The 15,460-nt window shown below is 44.0% G+C and carries 17 protein-coding genes; 16 read left to right on the top strand and 1 reads right to left on the bottom strand.

Going from position 1 to position 15,460, the window contains the following annotated elements; genetic code table 11:
* Positions 1-63: 63 nt before the first annotated feature.
* The 15 genes from AC1U9Z_RS07460 (at position 64) to AC1U9Z_RS07390 (ending at position 14,379) form a co-directional block, all read left to right on the top strand.
* Positions 64-870: a TlyA family RNA methyltransferase gene (locus AC1U9Z_RS07460; protein ID WP_479956675.1), complete on the top strand. Its 807-nt coding sequence runs from the start codon at positions 64-66 to the stop codon at positions 868-870.
* A 27-nt stretch (positions 871-897) separates the two neighbouring features.
* Positions 898-1,425: a hypothetical protein gene (locus AC1U9Z_RS07455; RefSeq protein WP_479956673.1), complete on the top strand. Its 528-nt coding sequence runs from the start codon at positions 898-900 to the stop codon at positions 1,423-1,425.
* Positions 1,422-2,273, top strand: a complete 852-nt coding sequence (locus tag AC1U9Z_RS07450) for an NAD(+)/NADH kinase (protein WP_479956671.1) — start codon at positions 1,422-1,424, stop codon at positions 2,271-2,273. The genes AC1U9Z_RS07455 and AC1U9Z_RS07450 overlap by 4 nt, the downstream gene beginning before the upstream one ends.
* A 7-nt stretch (positions 2,274-2,280) precedes the next feature.
* Positions 2,281-2,865 (top strand): tRNA 5-(aminomethyl)-2-thiouridylate-methyltransferase MnmM, encoded by a 585-nt coding sequence (mnmM, locus tag AC1U9Z_RS07445; RefSeq protein WP_333531325.1) that lies wholly within the window; start codon positions 2,281-2,283, stop codon positions 2,863-2,865.
* Complete coding sequence (gene argR, locus AC1U9Z_RS07440; protein WP_333531326.1) at positions 2,855-3,313, top strand: arginine repressor; 459 nt, start codon at positions 2,855-2,857, stop codon at positions 3,311-3,313. The genes mnmM and argR overlap by 11 nt, the downstream gene beginning before the upstream one ends.
* A gap of 6 nt (positions 3,314-3,319) precedes the next feature.
* Entirely contained in the window at positions 3,320-5,014 is a 1,695-nt protein-coding gene (gene recN / locus AC1U9Z_RS07435; protein WP_479956666.1) for a DNA repair protein RecN, read from the top strand.
* Positions 5,015-5,392: 378 nt separating this feature from the next.
* A complete protein-coding gene (gene spoIVB, locus AC1U9Z_RS07430; protein WP_479956664.1) occupies positions 5,393-6,724 on the top strand; it encodes a SpoIVB peptidase in 1,332 nt (443 codons plus the stop codon).
* 185 nt (positions 6,725-6,909) lie between these two features.
* On the top strand, positions 6,910-7,680 hold the full coding sequence (gene spo0A / locus AC1U9Z_RS07425; RefSeq protein ID WP_333531329.1) for a sporulation transcription factor Spo0A: 771 nt from the start codon (positions 6,910-6,912) through the stop codon (positions 7,678-7,680).
* Between the two features lie 223 nt (positions 7,681-7,903).
* The gene (steA, locus tag AC1U9Z_RS07420) at positions 7,904-9,025 is read left to right on the top strand and encodes a putative cytokinetic ring protein SteA (RefSeq protein WP_479956661.1); all 1,122 of its coding nucleotides are present in this window, start codon (positions 7,904-7,906) and stop codon (positions 9,023-9,025) included.
* A gap of 18 nt (positions 9,026-9,043) precedes the next feature.
* Positions 9,044-9,970 carry a copper transporter gene (locus AC1U9Z_RS07415; protein ID WP_333531372.1) on the top strand — a complete coding sequence of 309 codons (927 nt, stop codon included), beginning with the start codon at positions 9,044-9,046 and terminating at the stop codon, positions 9,968-9,970.
* Complete coding sequence (locus tag AC1U9Z_RS07410; protein WP_479956658.1) at positions 9,927-10,616, top strand: glycosyltransferase family 2 protein; 690 nt, start codon at positions 9,927-9,929, stop codon at positions 10,614-10,616. Before AC1U9Z_RS07415 ends, AC1U9Z_RS07410 begins: the two co-directional genes overlap by 44 nt.
* Positions 10,617-10,757: 141 nt before the next feature.
* Entirely contained in the window at positions 10,758-11,591 is an 834-nt protein-coding gene (locus AC1U9Z_RS07405; RefSeq protein ID WP_479956656.1) for a hypothetical protein, read from the top strand.
* Positions 11,592-11,701: 110 nt separating this feature from the next.
* Entirely contained in the window at positions 11,702-12,844 is a 1,143-nt protein-coding gene (locus tag AC1U9Z_RS07400; protein ID WP_479956654.1) for a M20/M25/M40 family metallo-hydrolase, read from the top strand.
* 111 nt (positions 12,845-12,955) lie between these two features.
* Positions 12,956-13,177 (top strand): hypothetical protein, encoded by a 222-nt coding sequence (locus AC1U9Z_RS07395; RefSeq protein ID WP_333531334.1) that lies wholly within the window; start codon positions 12,956-12,958, stop codon positions 13,175-13,177.
* A 101-nt stretch (positions 13,178-13,278) separates the two neighbouring features.
* Positions 13,279-14,379 carry a DUF3866 family protein gene (locus AC1U9Z_RS07390; RefSeq protein WP_479956653.1) on the top strand — a complete coding sequence of 367 codons (1,101 nt, stop codon included), beginning with the start codon at positions 13,279-13,281 and terminating at the stop codon, positions 14,377-14,379.
* A gap of 59 nt (positions 14,380-14,438) precedes the next feature.
* Here the strand turns inward: AC1U9Z_RS07390 and AC1U9Z_RS07385 are convergent, their stop codons facing one another.
* On the bottom strand, positions 14,439-14,570 hold the full coding sequence (locus AC1U9Z_RS07385) for a hypothetical protein (RefSeq protein WP_333531336.1): 132 nt from the start codon (positions 14,568-14,570) through the stop codon (positions 14,439-14,441).
* 101 nt (positions 14,571-14,671) lie between these two features.
* On the opposite strand from AC1U9Z_RS07385, the gene AC1U9Z_RS07380 reads away from it, so the two are divergent.
* Positions 14,672-15,340, top strand: a complete 669-nt coding sequence (locus tag AC1U9Z_RS07380) for a hypothetical protein (protein ID WP_333531337.1) — start codon at positions 14,672-14,674, stop codon at positions 15,338-15,340.
* Positions 15,341-15,460: the final 120 nt, after the last annotated feature.

The following is a 15,460-nucleotide window of genomic DNA, read 5'->3' as shown; positions in this document are numbered from 1 at the left end:
AAGGCAATCAACGGCTCATGGCCATCTTTCAAGCTAGCAAATTAAATTGGAGGCAATTTTACTTTGGCTGTTACCAGAGAACGTTTAGATGTCTATCTCGTAAACAATGGTTTTTTTCCCAGTCGGGAAAAGGCCCGAGCCGCGGTGATGGCCGGGCTCGTTTTTGTTGATGGGGAACGGGTAGATAAACCGGGTCATCCGGTGAAAGCAGAGGTTAAGGTACAAGTACAGGGCAATAAATTACCCTATGTTAGCCGTGGCGGCCTCAAATTGGAAAAAGCGATCAAGGCGTTTAAGATTGATTTAAAGGACCGAGTCGTCATTGATATCGGGGCATCCACCGGGGGTTTTACTGATTGCGCCCTGCAAAATGGAGCCCGGTTGGTTTATGCAGTGGATGTCGGCTATGGGCAACTGGCCTGGAAGCTTCGCTCAGACCCCAAAGTAATTAGTATGGAGCGTACCAATGTTAGATACCTAGAACCGGAAGCCTTGCCGGAAAGGCCCAGTTTTGCTACCATCGATGTATCTTTTATTTCACTGGCATTGGTGCTGCCCCGGGTAGACCTCCTAACAGAACCGATGACAGAAGGAGTTGCCTTGATTAAGCCGCAATTTGAGGCAGGCCGGGAGAGGGTCGGCAAAAAGGGAGTCGTTCGTGACCCGGCTGTCCATGTGGAGGTAATTGAAAAGATACTCAGGATCGTTCATGATTTAGGCTGGCAGGTGGCGGGTCTGGACTTTTCCCCGGTGCGCGGTCCCGAAGGAAATATTGAGTACTTACTCTACTTTACCAAGGGGCAACAGGGCAAGTTCATTGAACCTAAGGTCCAAGAAATTGTAAAGTGTGCCCACGGTACACTGGAGTAACCATCTGAAGCTATGGGAGGTGTTATGATGCTTCCTAGCGATTTTTTGATTATCGGCGTCATTATTGGAGCTGTCATCATTTATAATTTTCTTAAACGAGGCCAATCCTATATTGCTAGAAGAAGAGTATTAAAGGCAGGCAGAGCGGAGAGTGCTGCCAGGAAATACTTAGAAGCAGAGGGCTATACGGTGCTGGCAGTACAGGAGCGGGTACCTGTTGTGACAAAGGTCAATGGTAAGCCCCATCAAAGCTATATTAAGGCCGATCTAATTGTACAAAAAGGGAAACAAATTTTTGTGGTGGATGTAAAAACGGGGGAAACGGCTCAAAGGCCGGTTTCACCGGAGATACGAAGGCAATTGTTGGAATACTTTTTAATTTATCGTCCTGACGGGGTTCTGGTTTTGGATATGGATAACAAAAAACTATATCGGCTTGAATTTGAAATTGATTTTCCTTCCCCAAAGGGAATCAAGCCGCTGCCATACCTCCTTACCTTTTGTGCCGGCATACTCTTAACCTATATTTTGTTAAAAGGGGGAAATATCAGTTGAACACCATCGGACTGGTGGTCAACAGCAATAAGGGCGATTTGTCAATACCAGTTCGGGAGGTTATTTCCTGGCTGGCTGAGCAGCAGATAAAGGTTTTATACAATAAGGAAAGCGCAACACTTTTGGGCTGTCCGGAACAAGGTATGCCAACCCGGGAACTGGGCAATCATTGTGATTGCATTATGGTTTGGGGTGGCGACGGGACACTGCTGAATTGTGCGAGACAAACTGCATCCACTGGCATCCCTATTTTTGGGGTTAATTTGGGACGTTTGGGTTTTTTGACAGAAATCGATGTCCCAGACCTCAGGGAAAAGCTGCAGGCCTTAATTGCTGGACATTATTACATAGAAGAAAGAATGATGTTAGAGACTAGGTTGATACGTGATGACCGGGTTATCGAGCAAGCTCTTTGCTTAAATGATGCGGTTGTCTCCAAAGGTGCTTCCTCGCGCATGGTTCAACTCAATATTTTAGTTAATAATGAATTTGTAGGAATGTTTGCAGCGGATGGCGTGATTATAGCCAGTCCCACTGGTTCCACGGCCTACTCCCTATCCGCAGGCGGACCGATCATATCACCGGATATGGAGGCTGTCGCAATCACGCCTATTTGCCCCCATTCCTTATCTAGCCGCCCGATGGTGATAGCCCCAGAAAGCATCGTTGAAATAAAGGTGTTGCCCTGTGTAGAGAATGTGGGACTAAACTTAGACGGGCAGTATGGTGTAGCTTTAAAGGGCTCAGACCGGATACTAATTAAGAAAGCTCCGATAAAAGCGCGCTTTTTAAAAATAGAAAAAACAGGATTTTTTAAAGTTCTTAGGGAAAAGTTAAAGGAGTGGTAGAGCGGTTTTGATTAATTGGTTTGCGGTAGCTAGAATAGGTCACTATTTTTTAGCTGAAATCTTAGGCCCTGGTGATACAGCCCTGGATGGGACCATGGGCAACGGATATGATACCTTGTTCTTGGCCCAAAGTGTAGGCTGCCAAGGTAAAGTCTATGCCTTTGATATTCAAGCACAGGCTATCCAAAGAACCAAAGAAAGATTAGCTTCACACGGAGTATTGGATCAGCGGATAGAGCTGATACAGGATGGGCACCAAAATATAGGTAAATATATCAAGCAACCCATTAAGGCAGCTATTTATAATCTAGGTTATCTGCCCGGGGGCAATCATGAAATCATTACAGAAACAGAAACAACCCTGAGAGCGATGAATGAAACACTGAACTTGCTTGTTTCTAGGGGAAGAATCGTTATTGTTGTCTACCCAGGGCACCCGGGGGGGCAACAGGAGCAAGAGGCTATTGAACAACTGGTCTCTACGTTGGATACACAAAAATTTAAGGTTTTAAAATTGACCCTATTTAACAGTCCTCCCTCAGCACCAGGGGTCATTTTTATCGAAAAGGCGGGGGAAAAAAGTGAAAACTAGAAGACAGGCTAAAATACTTGAATTAGTAAGGGAAAGAGCGATTGAAACCCAGGAAGAGCTGGCTGCCATATTGCGGGCGGAGGGCTTTGAAGTGACCCAAGCAACCGTATCCAGGGATATTAAAGAATTAAGTCTGGTGAAAATTCCTGGTGAAAATAATAATTCCTATTATGCTTCGCCAGATGAACCGGTGCTTAGAAGAGGCGGCGAGGATCGGTTAAAAAGGTTGGTTCGTCTATCCCTGACGGATATTAACTCCAGCGAAAACCTAATTATTCTGAAGACACCCCCAGGGGAAGCTCAGGGCATGGCCTCAGCCATTGATCATTCCCATTGGCCGCAAATTATTGGGACAGTGGCAGGGGACGATACCATCCTAATTATTGTTAAACCGAAAGAGGCAACACCAGAGGTTGTGCAGAGGTTCCTTGAATTAGCAAGGGGGTAGATAGCTTTGCTCCAAGCATTATACATTAAAAATTTTGCTCTGATTGATGATGTAGAGGTTAATTTTGAGCGTGGTTTAAATGTAATCACCGGGGAAACCGGAGCAGGTAAGTCAATGCTGATTGATGCCCTGCAGGTTGCCTTGGGTAGTAGAGCATCCGTGGACTTTATCCGGTCTGGCAGAGATAAGGCCACTGTTCAGGCTACCTTTGATCTAGCAGGACTATCCTGGTTAAAAGAAAAACTGGATGATGCGGGTATCGATTACGAGGAGGATAATTTACTGATCCTCTCCCGGGAATTGAGTCGCAATGGGAAGAATACTTGTAGAGTTAACGGCAGACCTATTAATTTAGGGGTTTATAGAGAAATAGGCAGCGGCTTAATTGATATGTTAGGCCAACATGAACAGCAGTCACTTTTAAACCAGGAAAAGCACCGTTGGTTGTTGGACAGGCTGGGCGGCCAGAAGACCCTTCATCAGTTGGATGAAGTAAAAAACCGATATAGCCAGTGGAAAAAAGCCACCACCGAGGCTAGGGAACTGGCAACAAACGCTAGGGAAATGGCCCGCAGGTTGGATATGTTATCCTTTCAAACAAAGGAAATTGCCAAGGCCAATTTAACGGAAGATGAAGAAGAAGAACTGATTGCGGAACGTAGGTTATTAATAAATGCTGAGAGAATTACCCGCTTAAGTGGGGAGATCTATGATTATCTTTATGGTGGGGAGACCACTTTAACCCCAGCGGTGGATGCAGTGGGTAAAGCGTCCGTTTTCCTTAGGGAGCTGGTGGAAATTGACGATAGTTTAACTGGCCTATTAGAAAATTTAGACGCGGTTCTTTATCAGTTGGAGGATGTGTCCAGAGAAATATCCTCCTATCGTGATCAGCTGGAATTTAACCCCGAACGGTTGGATCAAATTGAAAACAGACTTTCCTTAATCAAACAATTGAAATATAAATATGGTTCTTCCATAAAGGAAATACTAGACTATCAAGAAACCGCACGGACAGAAATAAAAAAAGTGTCTGACAGCACCAAGCAGGCAGAGGAATTAAAGGATATTATTGAAAACTTAGAGCAGCAGTGGCTTAGCTATGCTAAGAAGCTTAGCAAGCTCCGGCAGGAAGCTGCCCAACAGCTAGAGCACCAAGTGGCACAGGAATTAAAACATTTAGAAATGGGCGGCATTGATTTTCGGGTAGGTCTTACTGAAAAAACGGGGATCACGGTTCAGGGCTTGGAAGAAGTGGAGTTTCTTATTGCACCCAATCCTGGAGAACCCTTGCGCCCTCTGCAAAAGATCGCTTCCGGCGGTGAACTCTCCCGAATCATGTTAGGCCTAAAGGTGCTTTTATCTGGAGTGGATGAGGTACCCACCCTGATCTTTGATGAAATAGATACAGGAGTGGGTGGTAAAGCACTACAGGCTATTGGTGAAAAGCTCGCTTTAATTGGGCAAAACAGGCAGGTTATCTGTGTTACCCACGGCGCACAGGTGGCTTGTTTTGCAGATAATCACTATCTTATCAGCAAATCAGTTGTCGGTGGGCATGCCAAAACATCCGTGGAGAAGCTTGACCAAGCAGGCAGAGTGGAGGAATTATCCCGAATGCTGGCTGGACGAGAAATAACAGACGCTGTTAAGGATCATGCCGCACAAATGTTAAAAATGTCGGCAAGTTATAAGAAATAAAGCCATCAGCCGGGACGAACAATCCTAAAATTGGCTTTTTATATAAAATGCTTTCTTTGGTCATTTGGTAAATATACCCACAATCATTACATAAAAAAGCTGAAGGCGGATGATTAAAAAAACGGTTGCGAGAAGCAACCGTTTTTTTAATGAAACGGAAAAGTAAACAAAACTTTCAAATAGCATCTCAGGGTGTGATTTTATTGAATTCGGCAATTTTCGGCAAAAAAGCCATGAGTAAAAGCTTTTTTATGAGGTTATCTTAAGCTTACAAATATTTTTAAGCTTTTTTTCAAGATATCTTTAATTTCCATTCATGCCATATACACGGGGGTGATTTAAAAAAACTGCTAATGAAAATTAAAGGAGGGGCTGTACTTGGACTACCGGAAACAGAAATTGCCAGCAGTATTACTGGTGGTTATCTTTTTGGGCCTTTGTTTACAGCTACCGTTCCAGGTCGTACAAAATTTGCCGCCCCAGCAGCGGGTAGCAGTGGGAGAAAAGATTGATTTTCAACTTAATCTACCCAAAATTTTTACCGATCAATTTGAATTTAAAATTGATGGAGTGCCCGCCTTTTATTTAGGGCAAGCTGCACCGGTAGCAGCAAAACCGGGGGAATTGAAAGTACAGGTAAAGTTATTTGGTTTTATACCGGTTAGAGAAATGATGGTCAGTGTTGTACCAGAGATTAAAGTGATACCGGGTGGCCAAGCCATCGGAGTTATGATGAATTCAGAAGGTGTTATGGTGGTTGGCAGGTCTTCAATTATAGATGGGCAGGGAAAACGTCACAATCCGGCGGCCGAAGCAGGTGTGAAACTGGGGGACATTTTAATAAAAATTAATGGTGTTAAAGTAGAAACGGAGGGACAAGTACGGGATCAAATCAATAATTTGGGTAAAACAGGAAAACCACTGGTTTTAATACTAAAAAGTAAGAACACCCAAAAGCCTTATAATGCAACCATTACCCCTATTTTCTGTAATGAAACAAAGCGTTATCGAGTAGGTTTATTTGTTAGAGATAGTACTGCTGGGGTGGGGACAATGACTTTTTACCACCCGGAAACACGATCCTATGGTGCCCTGGGTCATATAATTACCGATGTAGATACCTGTCAGCCTATAAACCTAAACGGCGGTAAGGTAGTGGGAGCCACTATAGAGGGCATTAGAATGGGGAAAAAGGGTCAACCAGGAGAAAAGTTAGGGGTATTTAGCGCAGAAGAGGGGATTTCAGGAAATATCATTAAGAATACCAACTGTGGTATCTTTGGTATTTTGGACCAGGAACCTAAAAATAATTATAGTAAAAGAGCCATTCCTGTGGCTATGACCGCAGAAATACAGGAAGGCCCAGCTGAAATATATACCGTTCTTAACAATAATAGAATTGAAAAATTTAGCATTGAAGTGCAGCAAGTTATTCCCAATGGTAAGGCAGAGGGAAAAGGGATGATTATTAAAATTACGGATCCCAGACTTCTGGCGAAAACCGGAGGGATCATCCAAGGAATGTCAGGAAGTCCGATCGTTCAAGAGAATAAGCTAATCGGTGCTGTTACTCATGTTTTTGTCAACGACCCGGCACGTGGTTATGGGGTCCTTGCAGAATGGATGTTATATAATTCTGGTGCCATTTCCAAACATGTTAGTATAAGAAAAAATGAAAAAAATGACGAGAGAAGTATTATAGCCTGTTAAGATGCTCAAAATAACAAAATTTAGCCAAATTTCTGTCGAAACCAATCAATTTAAGCTAAAAAGTAAATTTTTACCTTTTTAAGAAGGAGTTTATACCCCGCCTGTCGAAACTAATAGAGCATCAGAAATAGATTTCCAATATATAGAAAAATAAAGAGAAAAAATAGGAGGCGGGGTTTTAAACTATGATGAGAAAGGCGATCAAGGTTTTAATTGCTGATGATAACAAGGATTTCTGTGAATTGCTGAAGGAGTTTATTAATCAGCAGGACGATTTTGAACTTGTTGGGATTGCCAATAATGGACTGGAAGCCTTGGAAATAATTAATTCTCAAGCACCAGACGTAATGGTTTTGGACATTATCATGCCCCACTTAGATGGCATTGGTGTTTTAGAAAAAATATCAACCGGTTTAGTTGCTCATAAACCAAAGGTAATTATGTTAACAGCCTTTGGACAAGAAAGCGTTACTTCCCGGGCCGTAGAATTAGGAGCAGATTATTATATTTTAAAACCCTTTGATTTTGCCGTGTTGGCAACTAGAATTCGCCAACTTGCTGATGGCGTGCAGGTAGCACAATATATTTCTCCTAGTAAACCTCGTAATTTGGATGTTGCGGTTACAAACATTATTCATGAAATGGGAGTTCCCGCTCACATTAAGGGATATCATTATTTAAGAGAAGCCATATTATGTGTAATTAATGAGGTTGGCCTTTTAGGGGCAGTCACAAAAGAACTATATCCAATGATTGCCCAAAAGTATCAAACAACCCCCAGCAGAGTGGAGAGGGCCATCCGTCATGCCATTGAACTTGCCTGGGATCGCGGTAACATTGAGATGATGACCAAGTTCTTCGGCTACACCATCAACCTAGAACGTGGAAAACCCACGAATTCTGAGTTTATTGCCATGGTGGCAGATAAACTTAGAATAGAGAGTAAAGTAAGTTAAGAAAAGATAAAAGCTAAAAAACACCTCTTAAGAGGTGTTTTTTAGTGGGACAAGGAGACAGGTTATTTGTCCTATTGAACCCCCTTGATAGGGTAACGGTTTTACGTAAATAATTAAGAGGGGAATGGGATTAAAAATAAATGGTATAAAATACCAGTTGATATACTTGACTTAAATATTTGATAACATTAGAATGAAGGTGTTAAGGTGGTGATTTGTGTAAGTGAATATTAAAGCAATCGCCAGGGTAGATAAACGAACAAAGGATTTAGCTAAAAGAATTCATGCCAATGAAATAGCTGTTATCTGTCACCATGATTTGGATAAGGTAGCCGCAGATTCATTAATTGCTGCAAAGGTGAAGGCTGTTATAAACGCCGAACCTTCATTAAGCGATGATTACCCTAACTTAGGTCCCATCACACTCCTTGAGGCTGGTATTCCCATCATTGATAATGTAGGGAAAGATATTATGGAACTAGTTCGAGATGGGGACGAATTAGAAATTCGGGGGGACATTGTTTATCAAGGCGGGGAGATTTTAGTAGAAGGAGTATCTTTATATCTCCAACAAGTTAAAGAGCACATGGAACAGTCCCGAAGCCGTATGGATCGGGTTTTATCCCGTTTTATTCATAATACTTTGGACTATGCTAAAAATGAAGTGGACTTTGTTTGTGGTGGATTACTTATTCCTGAAGTTAATACCACTTTTAAAGGCAGGCACGCCCTTATTGTTGTTAGGGGTCACAATTATAAACAAGACTTAAATGCAATTAAATCCTATATTGACGAAGTTCACCCCCTATTGATCGGTGTCGATGGTGGGGCGGATGCATTGCTGGAGTTTGGCTATAAGCCTGACTTGATTATAGGTGATATGGATAGTACCACAGATAAGGCACTTTGCAGTGGAGCAGAGCTAGTTGTACATGCCTATCCCGACGGCAGGGCACCGGGCATGGAAAGAATAAATAACCTTGGGTTATCTGCTAAAGTTTTTCCCGCTCCGGGGACCAGTGAAGATATTGCCATGATGTTGGCCTATGAAAAGGGTACGGAACTGATTGTGGCAGTGGGCACCCACTCAAATATGTTAGACTTTTTGGAGAAGGGCCGTAAAGGCATGTCCAGTACCTTTTTGGTGCGATTAAAGGTCGGAGATATTTTAGTTGATGCGAAAGGTGTTAGTCAGCTTTACAAAAGCCGTGTTAAAATGAAGTACGTAGGCCAGATATTATTAGCGGGCCTCGTTCCATTGACAGTGGTCATTGCCATGGCCCCACCCACAAGGGAACTCTTTAGGCTGCTGGTGCTGAATGTTCGTTTAATCTTTGGAGTTTAGGAGGCAGGAAATCCTTTGATGATTGATTATCGCTACCATATTGCTTCCCTCGTGGCTGTATTTATTGCTTTGGGCATAGGCATTTTGGTAGGTAGTGCTGTACTGGGGAATGAGGGTATTGTTGAACGTCAAAAACAATTGGCGGATCGCTTAGAGGTTCAACTGGAGGAATTAAGAGAAAAAAATGAAGCTGTACAAGCCAGGGCCAATAATCTTGAGATCGATAATAATATCCAAAAACAATTTGAGAAGCAGGTATTACCACCCTTAGTAGCTGGAAAATTAGCCGGTAAGCGTTTGGCTATCATTGAGACCAATAGTTATGGCTTCTTGGATGATATAATTAGCACATTAACCATGTCCGGCGCAACGGTACAGTCTGTCACAACGGTAATGGATGGTTTTGATTTAACTGGCAGAAAAGACCGTTTAATAAATGAATTTAATCTTAAAGAAATTGACGATCAGAAAGTTGTAAAATACCTATCGACAGAAACTGCCAAGGGCATCTTAACAGGTGAAAAGCAGGCTTTGCTTAATACTTTGGCACAAGTCGATTTGCTTAAATTGTCCGGGGATTATGGTGTACCAATCGATGGTATAATATTCATTGGTGGAAGTCAGGATCAAATGTTGGTTAAGACAGAGATTTTAGACTACGCCATGATTGATTACTTTTTACAGCAAAAACTCCCGGTCTTTGGAGTTGAAGAAACCAATGTAAGCTTTTCCTATATGAAATCCTATCAGAAAAAGAGAATTAGCACGGTGGATAACGTTGAAACAGTTCCAGGTCAATTGGCCCTTGTTATGGCCATCGCAGGAAAGCCCGGACATTACGGGGTTAAGCCCACTGCCAAACAGTTACTACCACCCTTTGAGTCAACTGGAGGTGTAGGAAGTGGCCAGTCCGGTCAAGGTGTCAGTGGTAATCCCAGCCCATAATGAAAGTGAAAGAATTTCCGATACCATAAAAGGGATTCAAAGAATTCCGGAGGTATCGGAAATTATTGTTGTTGATGATGCGTCCACGGATGAAACTGCAAATTTGGCAGAGCAGTCAGGGGCCACCGTAATTAGGTTAACCCCCAATATGGGTAAAGGCGGTGCACTAAACGAAGGGATTACCAAGGTGACTGGGGATATCGTAGCCCTTTTAGATGGTGACCTGGGAAGTAGTTCCAGTGAAGCCAGGGCCCTTATTTTACCTATATTAAATAATTCTGCAGATATGACCATTGCCCAATTTCCCCGCGCTCGCAAGAAGGGTGGGTTTGGGCTGGTAAAAAATTTGGCGCGCTCTGGTATCCGATACTTTACTGGCCTGGAGAGTAATGCCCCTTTATCCGGTCAAAGGGCAATGACACGGCAGGTACTGGAAACAGTTACTCCCTTTGCCTCGGGTTACGGCGTTGAAGTAGCCCTAACCATAAAGGTGGCCAGGGCTGGCTTTCGGGTTTTGGAGGTTCCCACGCAAATGTCCCATTCTGAAACGGGCAGGGATTTAAAGGGTTTTATGCACCGGGGGAAGCAATTTGTACACGTAGCAAGGGTTCTCACCGGGTGTCTAATTAAATATGGCCTGAAATAAAATACCATTACCTGGATATACTTATAAAAGGTTAACTTTTTAGGCTTTGGGTCGACATAATTCGAGCAGAACGCCTCTGTCACCATCGTGACATCACCCGAAAGCTAAAAGCGAATGGCTAACAGCTAAACGAGGTGTACCATGACTCAAGAGATATATTTCCATTTTGCTATTTCTTTGCTCATTACATATATTATTGCCAGGCTGATCCTGACGAGTATCTTAAGATTGATTACCGAGGCAGGATATGTACGGCCTAATTTTCGGGGGGATCAGATACCAGTTGGGGTAGGACTTTTGTTTTTTTTAAGTGCTCTTATACCAACTGGCGTGTTAATATTTCTTGACGAAGATACCTACCAGCTTGGTGGGTTACTTTATTTGTTTGTCCTTGGCTCCATGACTTTACTTGGCTTGACAGATGATATTTTTGGCTCCCGGGCTGATAGCGGACTAAAGGGTCACTTGAAAAAAATGCTGCGGGGAGAATTAACCACGGGTGGCCTTAAGCTGGTCACCGGGGGTATCATGTCCTTGGTAGTGGCCGTAACTATCAGCAACCATTGGCTTGAGGTTATTACCAATACCCTGGTTATTGCCCTATCTGTTAATGCAATTAATTTACTGGATCTGAGACCGGGCAGAGCTGGCAAAGGCTATTTATTGGCGGTGGGAATGCTGCTTTTAGCCAGTTGGCCGGCAAGTCATCTAGTGTGGGGTGTTATCACGGCGGGTGCCTTGCTGGCATATCTCCCCAGTGACCTTAAGGCAAGGGCAATGATGGGGGATACAGGCTCGAATGCCCTGGGTGCCAGTATCGGTATTACCTCTGTGCTGGTTTTACCTGAAAATCTTAAAATAGGTTACTTACTATTTCTCATCGCCTTTCATATTTTTACCGAAAAGTATAGCCTAACAAAGGTTATCGAGAGGAATAAAATGTTAAATTTCTTAGACCAGCTTGGGAGGAATTAATCATAAATCTGAGTTGTTGAAGTGTTCCTTGCTCTTCTCTTATTCTTGACTTTGATTCTATGATGTATTAAGTTGGTTGACAGTGGTAGTAAAATTTGGAGGTGACCTCAGTGGTAAATACAGATCGGGTTATTAATGAATTTTTGGAATTAGTACAGGTAGATAGTGAGTCTGGTGCAGAGCGTCAGCTTGCGGATTTATTAAAGGCTAGACTTACAGACCTAGGGCTTGAGGTGCGGGAGGATAATGCTGGTTCCTATATTGAGGTTGGTCAAACCACTGGCAATATTATCGGGACTTTACCGGCCAATGGGGGAAAGGGACCACTTCTTTTATTGTCAGCCCATATGGATACTGTTAAACCAGGCAAGGGTGTGCAACCTAGAAGAGAAAATGGCAGGATTATTGCTTCGGGTGACACCATTCTTGGCTCCGATGATAAAGCAGGGATTGTAGCTATCTTAGAGGCCCTCAGGGTTGTCAAGGAAAACCAGCTAAGGCATGGTGGGATTGAGGTAGTCTTTACCATAGCGGAAGAAATGGGGTTGGTAGGGGCCAAAGGGTTGGACTATGATTTGATCCAGTCAAAACTTGGCTTTGTTTTGGACAGCGGCGGTGCCCCAGGAGAAATCATTGTTAAGGCTCCTACCCAGTATAGTTTTAAAGCAACGGTAAAGGGTAAAGCTGCCCATGCGGGGATTGCCCCAGAACAAGGGATCAATGCCATTGTGGTCGCCTCCAGTGCCATTACCAAGCTTAAGCTTGGTCGTATTGATAACGAAACTACGGCTAACATAGGTTCTATTTCCGGTGGGCTGGCCACCAATATTGTACCGGAAAAGGTGACGATTGAGGGAGAGGCCCGAAGCATAAACCCTGTTAAGGCAAAGGATCAAATTGAGCATATGAAAGAAGAGTTTGCCAAAGCAGCGGCTCATTATGAAGCCCATGTAGATATTGAGGTTATTAAGCAATATGATCACATCGATTTAGCTGCAGACTCTTTACCCGTTCGGATTGCCCTCAAGGCTGCTGAAAATGCAGATATAAAACCTCATCTGGGCCAGACTGGCGGAGGCAGTGATGCCAACGTCTTTAACGGCCGGGGTATAGCCTGCGCCAACCTTGGTATTGGTATGTCCAAGGTACACACCACAGAAGAATTTATTACCGAAGAACACCTAATCCAAAACGCCAACTATGTCGTAGAAATCATTAAAACCGCCCAGGAGGTAGTAGCTTTTAGCCATTAGTAGTTATCCTTAAGTCAAAGACAAAAGCTAAAGGCAAATGGTCAGACTAGGAGGAGACTCAAGGGGACGGTTCTCTTGAGTCGAAGGCTGAAAGCTAATAGGAGTGATTTTATGGAAGGCATGGGATATAATGTAACCCTGCTGGCTCAATTGTTTAATTTTTTAGTATTAAGTTTACTGTTTGTGGTCCTGGTTGTAGTTATCGTCAAAGTTGTCCGGCGCAGTGGCGGGGCGAATCCAGAACATAGTCGCCTGGATAAAATGGAACAAGATATTCAGAGGATTAAAATAAATATCCGAGAGCTTGCAAAGAAATTGGATAAAAAGCAATAGGATTTATTCAACAAATGGTACCGGGCACCATTTGTTGAATAAGTCCAGGCCAGGTGCTTACGATAGAAAATAGCGAAAGGCGAAACGAAGGGGGATTTGTTTTGATTCGTGTCCGTAGGGGTATGGTTGATGATATTATTTCCCGTAGACCTGGTATTACGGAGCTTTTGGTGTCGGTGGAGAGGAATAGGGAAAAGGCAATTAATTATGATAACCTCACCGGCCCGGTAATGGTTGGGGATGAGGTTTTATTAAATACCACCGCTGTTTATAAGAAGTTGGGCACTGGGGGTGCTCATTTTGTTATGGGAAACTTGTCTCAGACCGATCGGGATATTTCTCATGAAGGCCATATCATGAAACTGCGCTACAGCCCCTGCCAGGTCAAGGTACTTGCAGTGGAAGAACCGGACAGTCCCTATGCTGAGATCATGAGGCAGGCAGATTCCTTGGCAGGAACACCTGTCATTATTGGTACATTACATAGCATGTTGGCACCAGTGGCAGCAGCTATCAAGAAGCTAGCCCAGGGGAAGCTAAGGGTTGCCTACTTGATGACCGACGGTGCTGCACTGCCCATCCATTTATCAAGGCTGGTGGCAGAGCTTAAAGGCAAAGGTCTTATCGATCAAACCGTTACCTGTGGCCATGCCTTTGGCGGAGATTTGGAAGCCATTAATATTTACACTGGTTTACTGGCTTGTAAAGCAGTGGCTAAGGCTGACATAATCATTGTGGCCATGGGACCAGGAATTGTAGGCAGTGGCTCACCCTATGGTTTTACCGGGGTTGAACAGGGTGAAATTATTAATGCGGTAAATATTCTCGGCGGCAGACCCATTGCTATCCCCCGAATCAGCTTTGCTGACAAACGTGAGCGGCACCTGGGCATCAGCCACCATAGCCGTACAGCCCTGGGGAAAATTGCTTTAACCAGGTCCACCGTTGTCTTGCCGAAGCTGACACCAGATAAGATGGAATTGGTTCTAAAACAACTGGAAGACAGTCATATCAGCCGTAAGCACGACATCGCCATTGTTGATGCCCAGCCAGCCCTGGAGTCCTTACGGGAATATGGCCTTAAGGTGACGACCATGGGACGCTCTGTGGAGCAAGATCCAGAGTTTTTCCTAGCCGCTGGAGCGGCGGGAGTGTATGTTAGCCCTCAGCCCTTCGTTGCCGTTCAGGCTGACAAGGGATGAGCCCCCTAAAGCAGACATGTAAAAAAGCGGAAGGCTCAACCATTTAGCCCACGGCCCACTCAATTCAACTTTGCCCGAATCAAATTCTTCACCGTGCCATATTCCTTGGCATATTCCTGAATTAGTTTACATAAATCCTTGGCCTTGCAAAGGAAATAGATGCGATCCGAGTAAACATAAAGTTGTGACATGTTTGTCCCTCCTCATCATTATGGGACAGTATATGAAAAGGGCAGCGGCTTTATGTACCCGGTTCAGGTAAGAATATTTGACGAATTGAAGGGAGTTATTTATGAAATTACTCACCCTGAGTGCCAATGCCAGTGGGGCGGTAAAGGCTGCCCGGGAGGGGATGGTGGTTATGGTGGTGGATATTATTGATATGTCTACAACCTTAGAAGCAGCCATTGATGCCGGTGCCCTGGCAGTACTGGGAGCAAGTCCGGATACAGCGAGGCCGCCGGTGCCCCTGGACCCAGAAGCAATTGGCAGAAGAGCAGCTAGGCTGGCCTTAGAGGCTGCAAGCAGTGTGGTTGTGGTAACCGAGCCCAGGGTAGGCAGCGATGAGGAGAGGGCGAACAATGCTGCACGCTTACTGACTGGTGTTCGCCAGGGGGGGGCTGAGGTAACTTCAATTATTCCTAATCTAGGGGCAGAAACAGCAAAAATTTGCAGTCTAACGAATAAAGTTGTGGTAGCTGCCACTGCTACCGGTGGAGTTGCCTTTGATGCTGCACAAAATGCCGGGGCACCAGAGGTTATTACTGGAACGGTGGCGAGAACCATGAAAAAAAGAGGAGCAGCTCCGGCAGAAGCTGCGGCCCAGAGGGCCATAGAAGCGGCTGCCAAACACAATACCGGTATTTGTATCGTAGCTGCCAGTGGTAATTCGATGGAAGATGTACTTGCTGCAGAGTATATTATGAAAAAAATTATTGAATATGGCTTTTTAAATAAGTAGTACAAAATAGAGGTTAAACAACCCTGTCACCCTGGCGTAGCAGCCAGGTTTCTTATTTAAGTAAGTACTATTTACCAGACAGACCCGCATAATATGTACAGAAATCCTCAAGAGTAATGG

This window comes from Desulfotomaculum sp., from assembly GCF_982386235.1.
The sequence above is the reverse complement of the archived record's forward strand: the minus strand, read 5'-3'. Positions and strand labels throughout refer to the sequence as shown.

What these genes read in the sequence shown, in the direction of transcription:
- AC1U9Z_RS07455 (WP_479956673.1), top strand. Translation starts at nt 898, where the DNA reads ATGCTTCCTAGCGATTTTTTGATTATCGGCGTCATTATTGGAGCTGTC.
- spo0A (WP_333531329.1), top strand. Translation starts at nt 6,910, where the DNA reads ATGATGAGAAAGGCGATCAAGGTTTTAATTGCTGATGATAACAAGGAT.
- AC1U9Z_RS07415 (WP_333531372.1), top strand. Translation starts at nt 9,044, where the DNA reads ATGATTGATTATCGCTACCATATTGCTTCCCTCGTGGCTGTATTTATT.
- AC1U9Z_RS07405 (WP_479956656.1), top strand. Translation starts at nt 10,758, where the DNA reads ATGACTCAAGAGATATATTTCCATTTTGCTATTTCTTTGCTCATTACA.
- AC1U9Z_RS07395 (WP_333531334.1), top strand. Translation starts at nt 12,956, where the DNA reads ATGGAAGGCATGGGATATAATGTAACCCTGCTGGCTCAATTGTTTAAT.
- AC1U9Z_RS07385 (WP_333531336.1), bottom strand. Translation starts at nt 14,570, where the DNA reads ATGTCACAACTTTATGTTTACTCGGATCGCATCTATTTCCTTTGCAAG.
- AC1U9Z_RS07380 (WP_333531337.1), top strand. Translation starts at nt 14,672, where the DNA reads ATGAAATTACTCACCCTGAGTGCCAATGCCAGTGGGGCGGTAAAGGCT.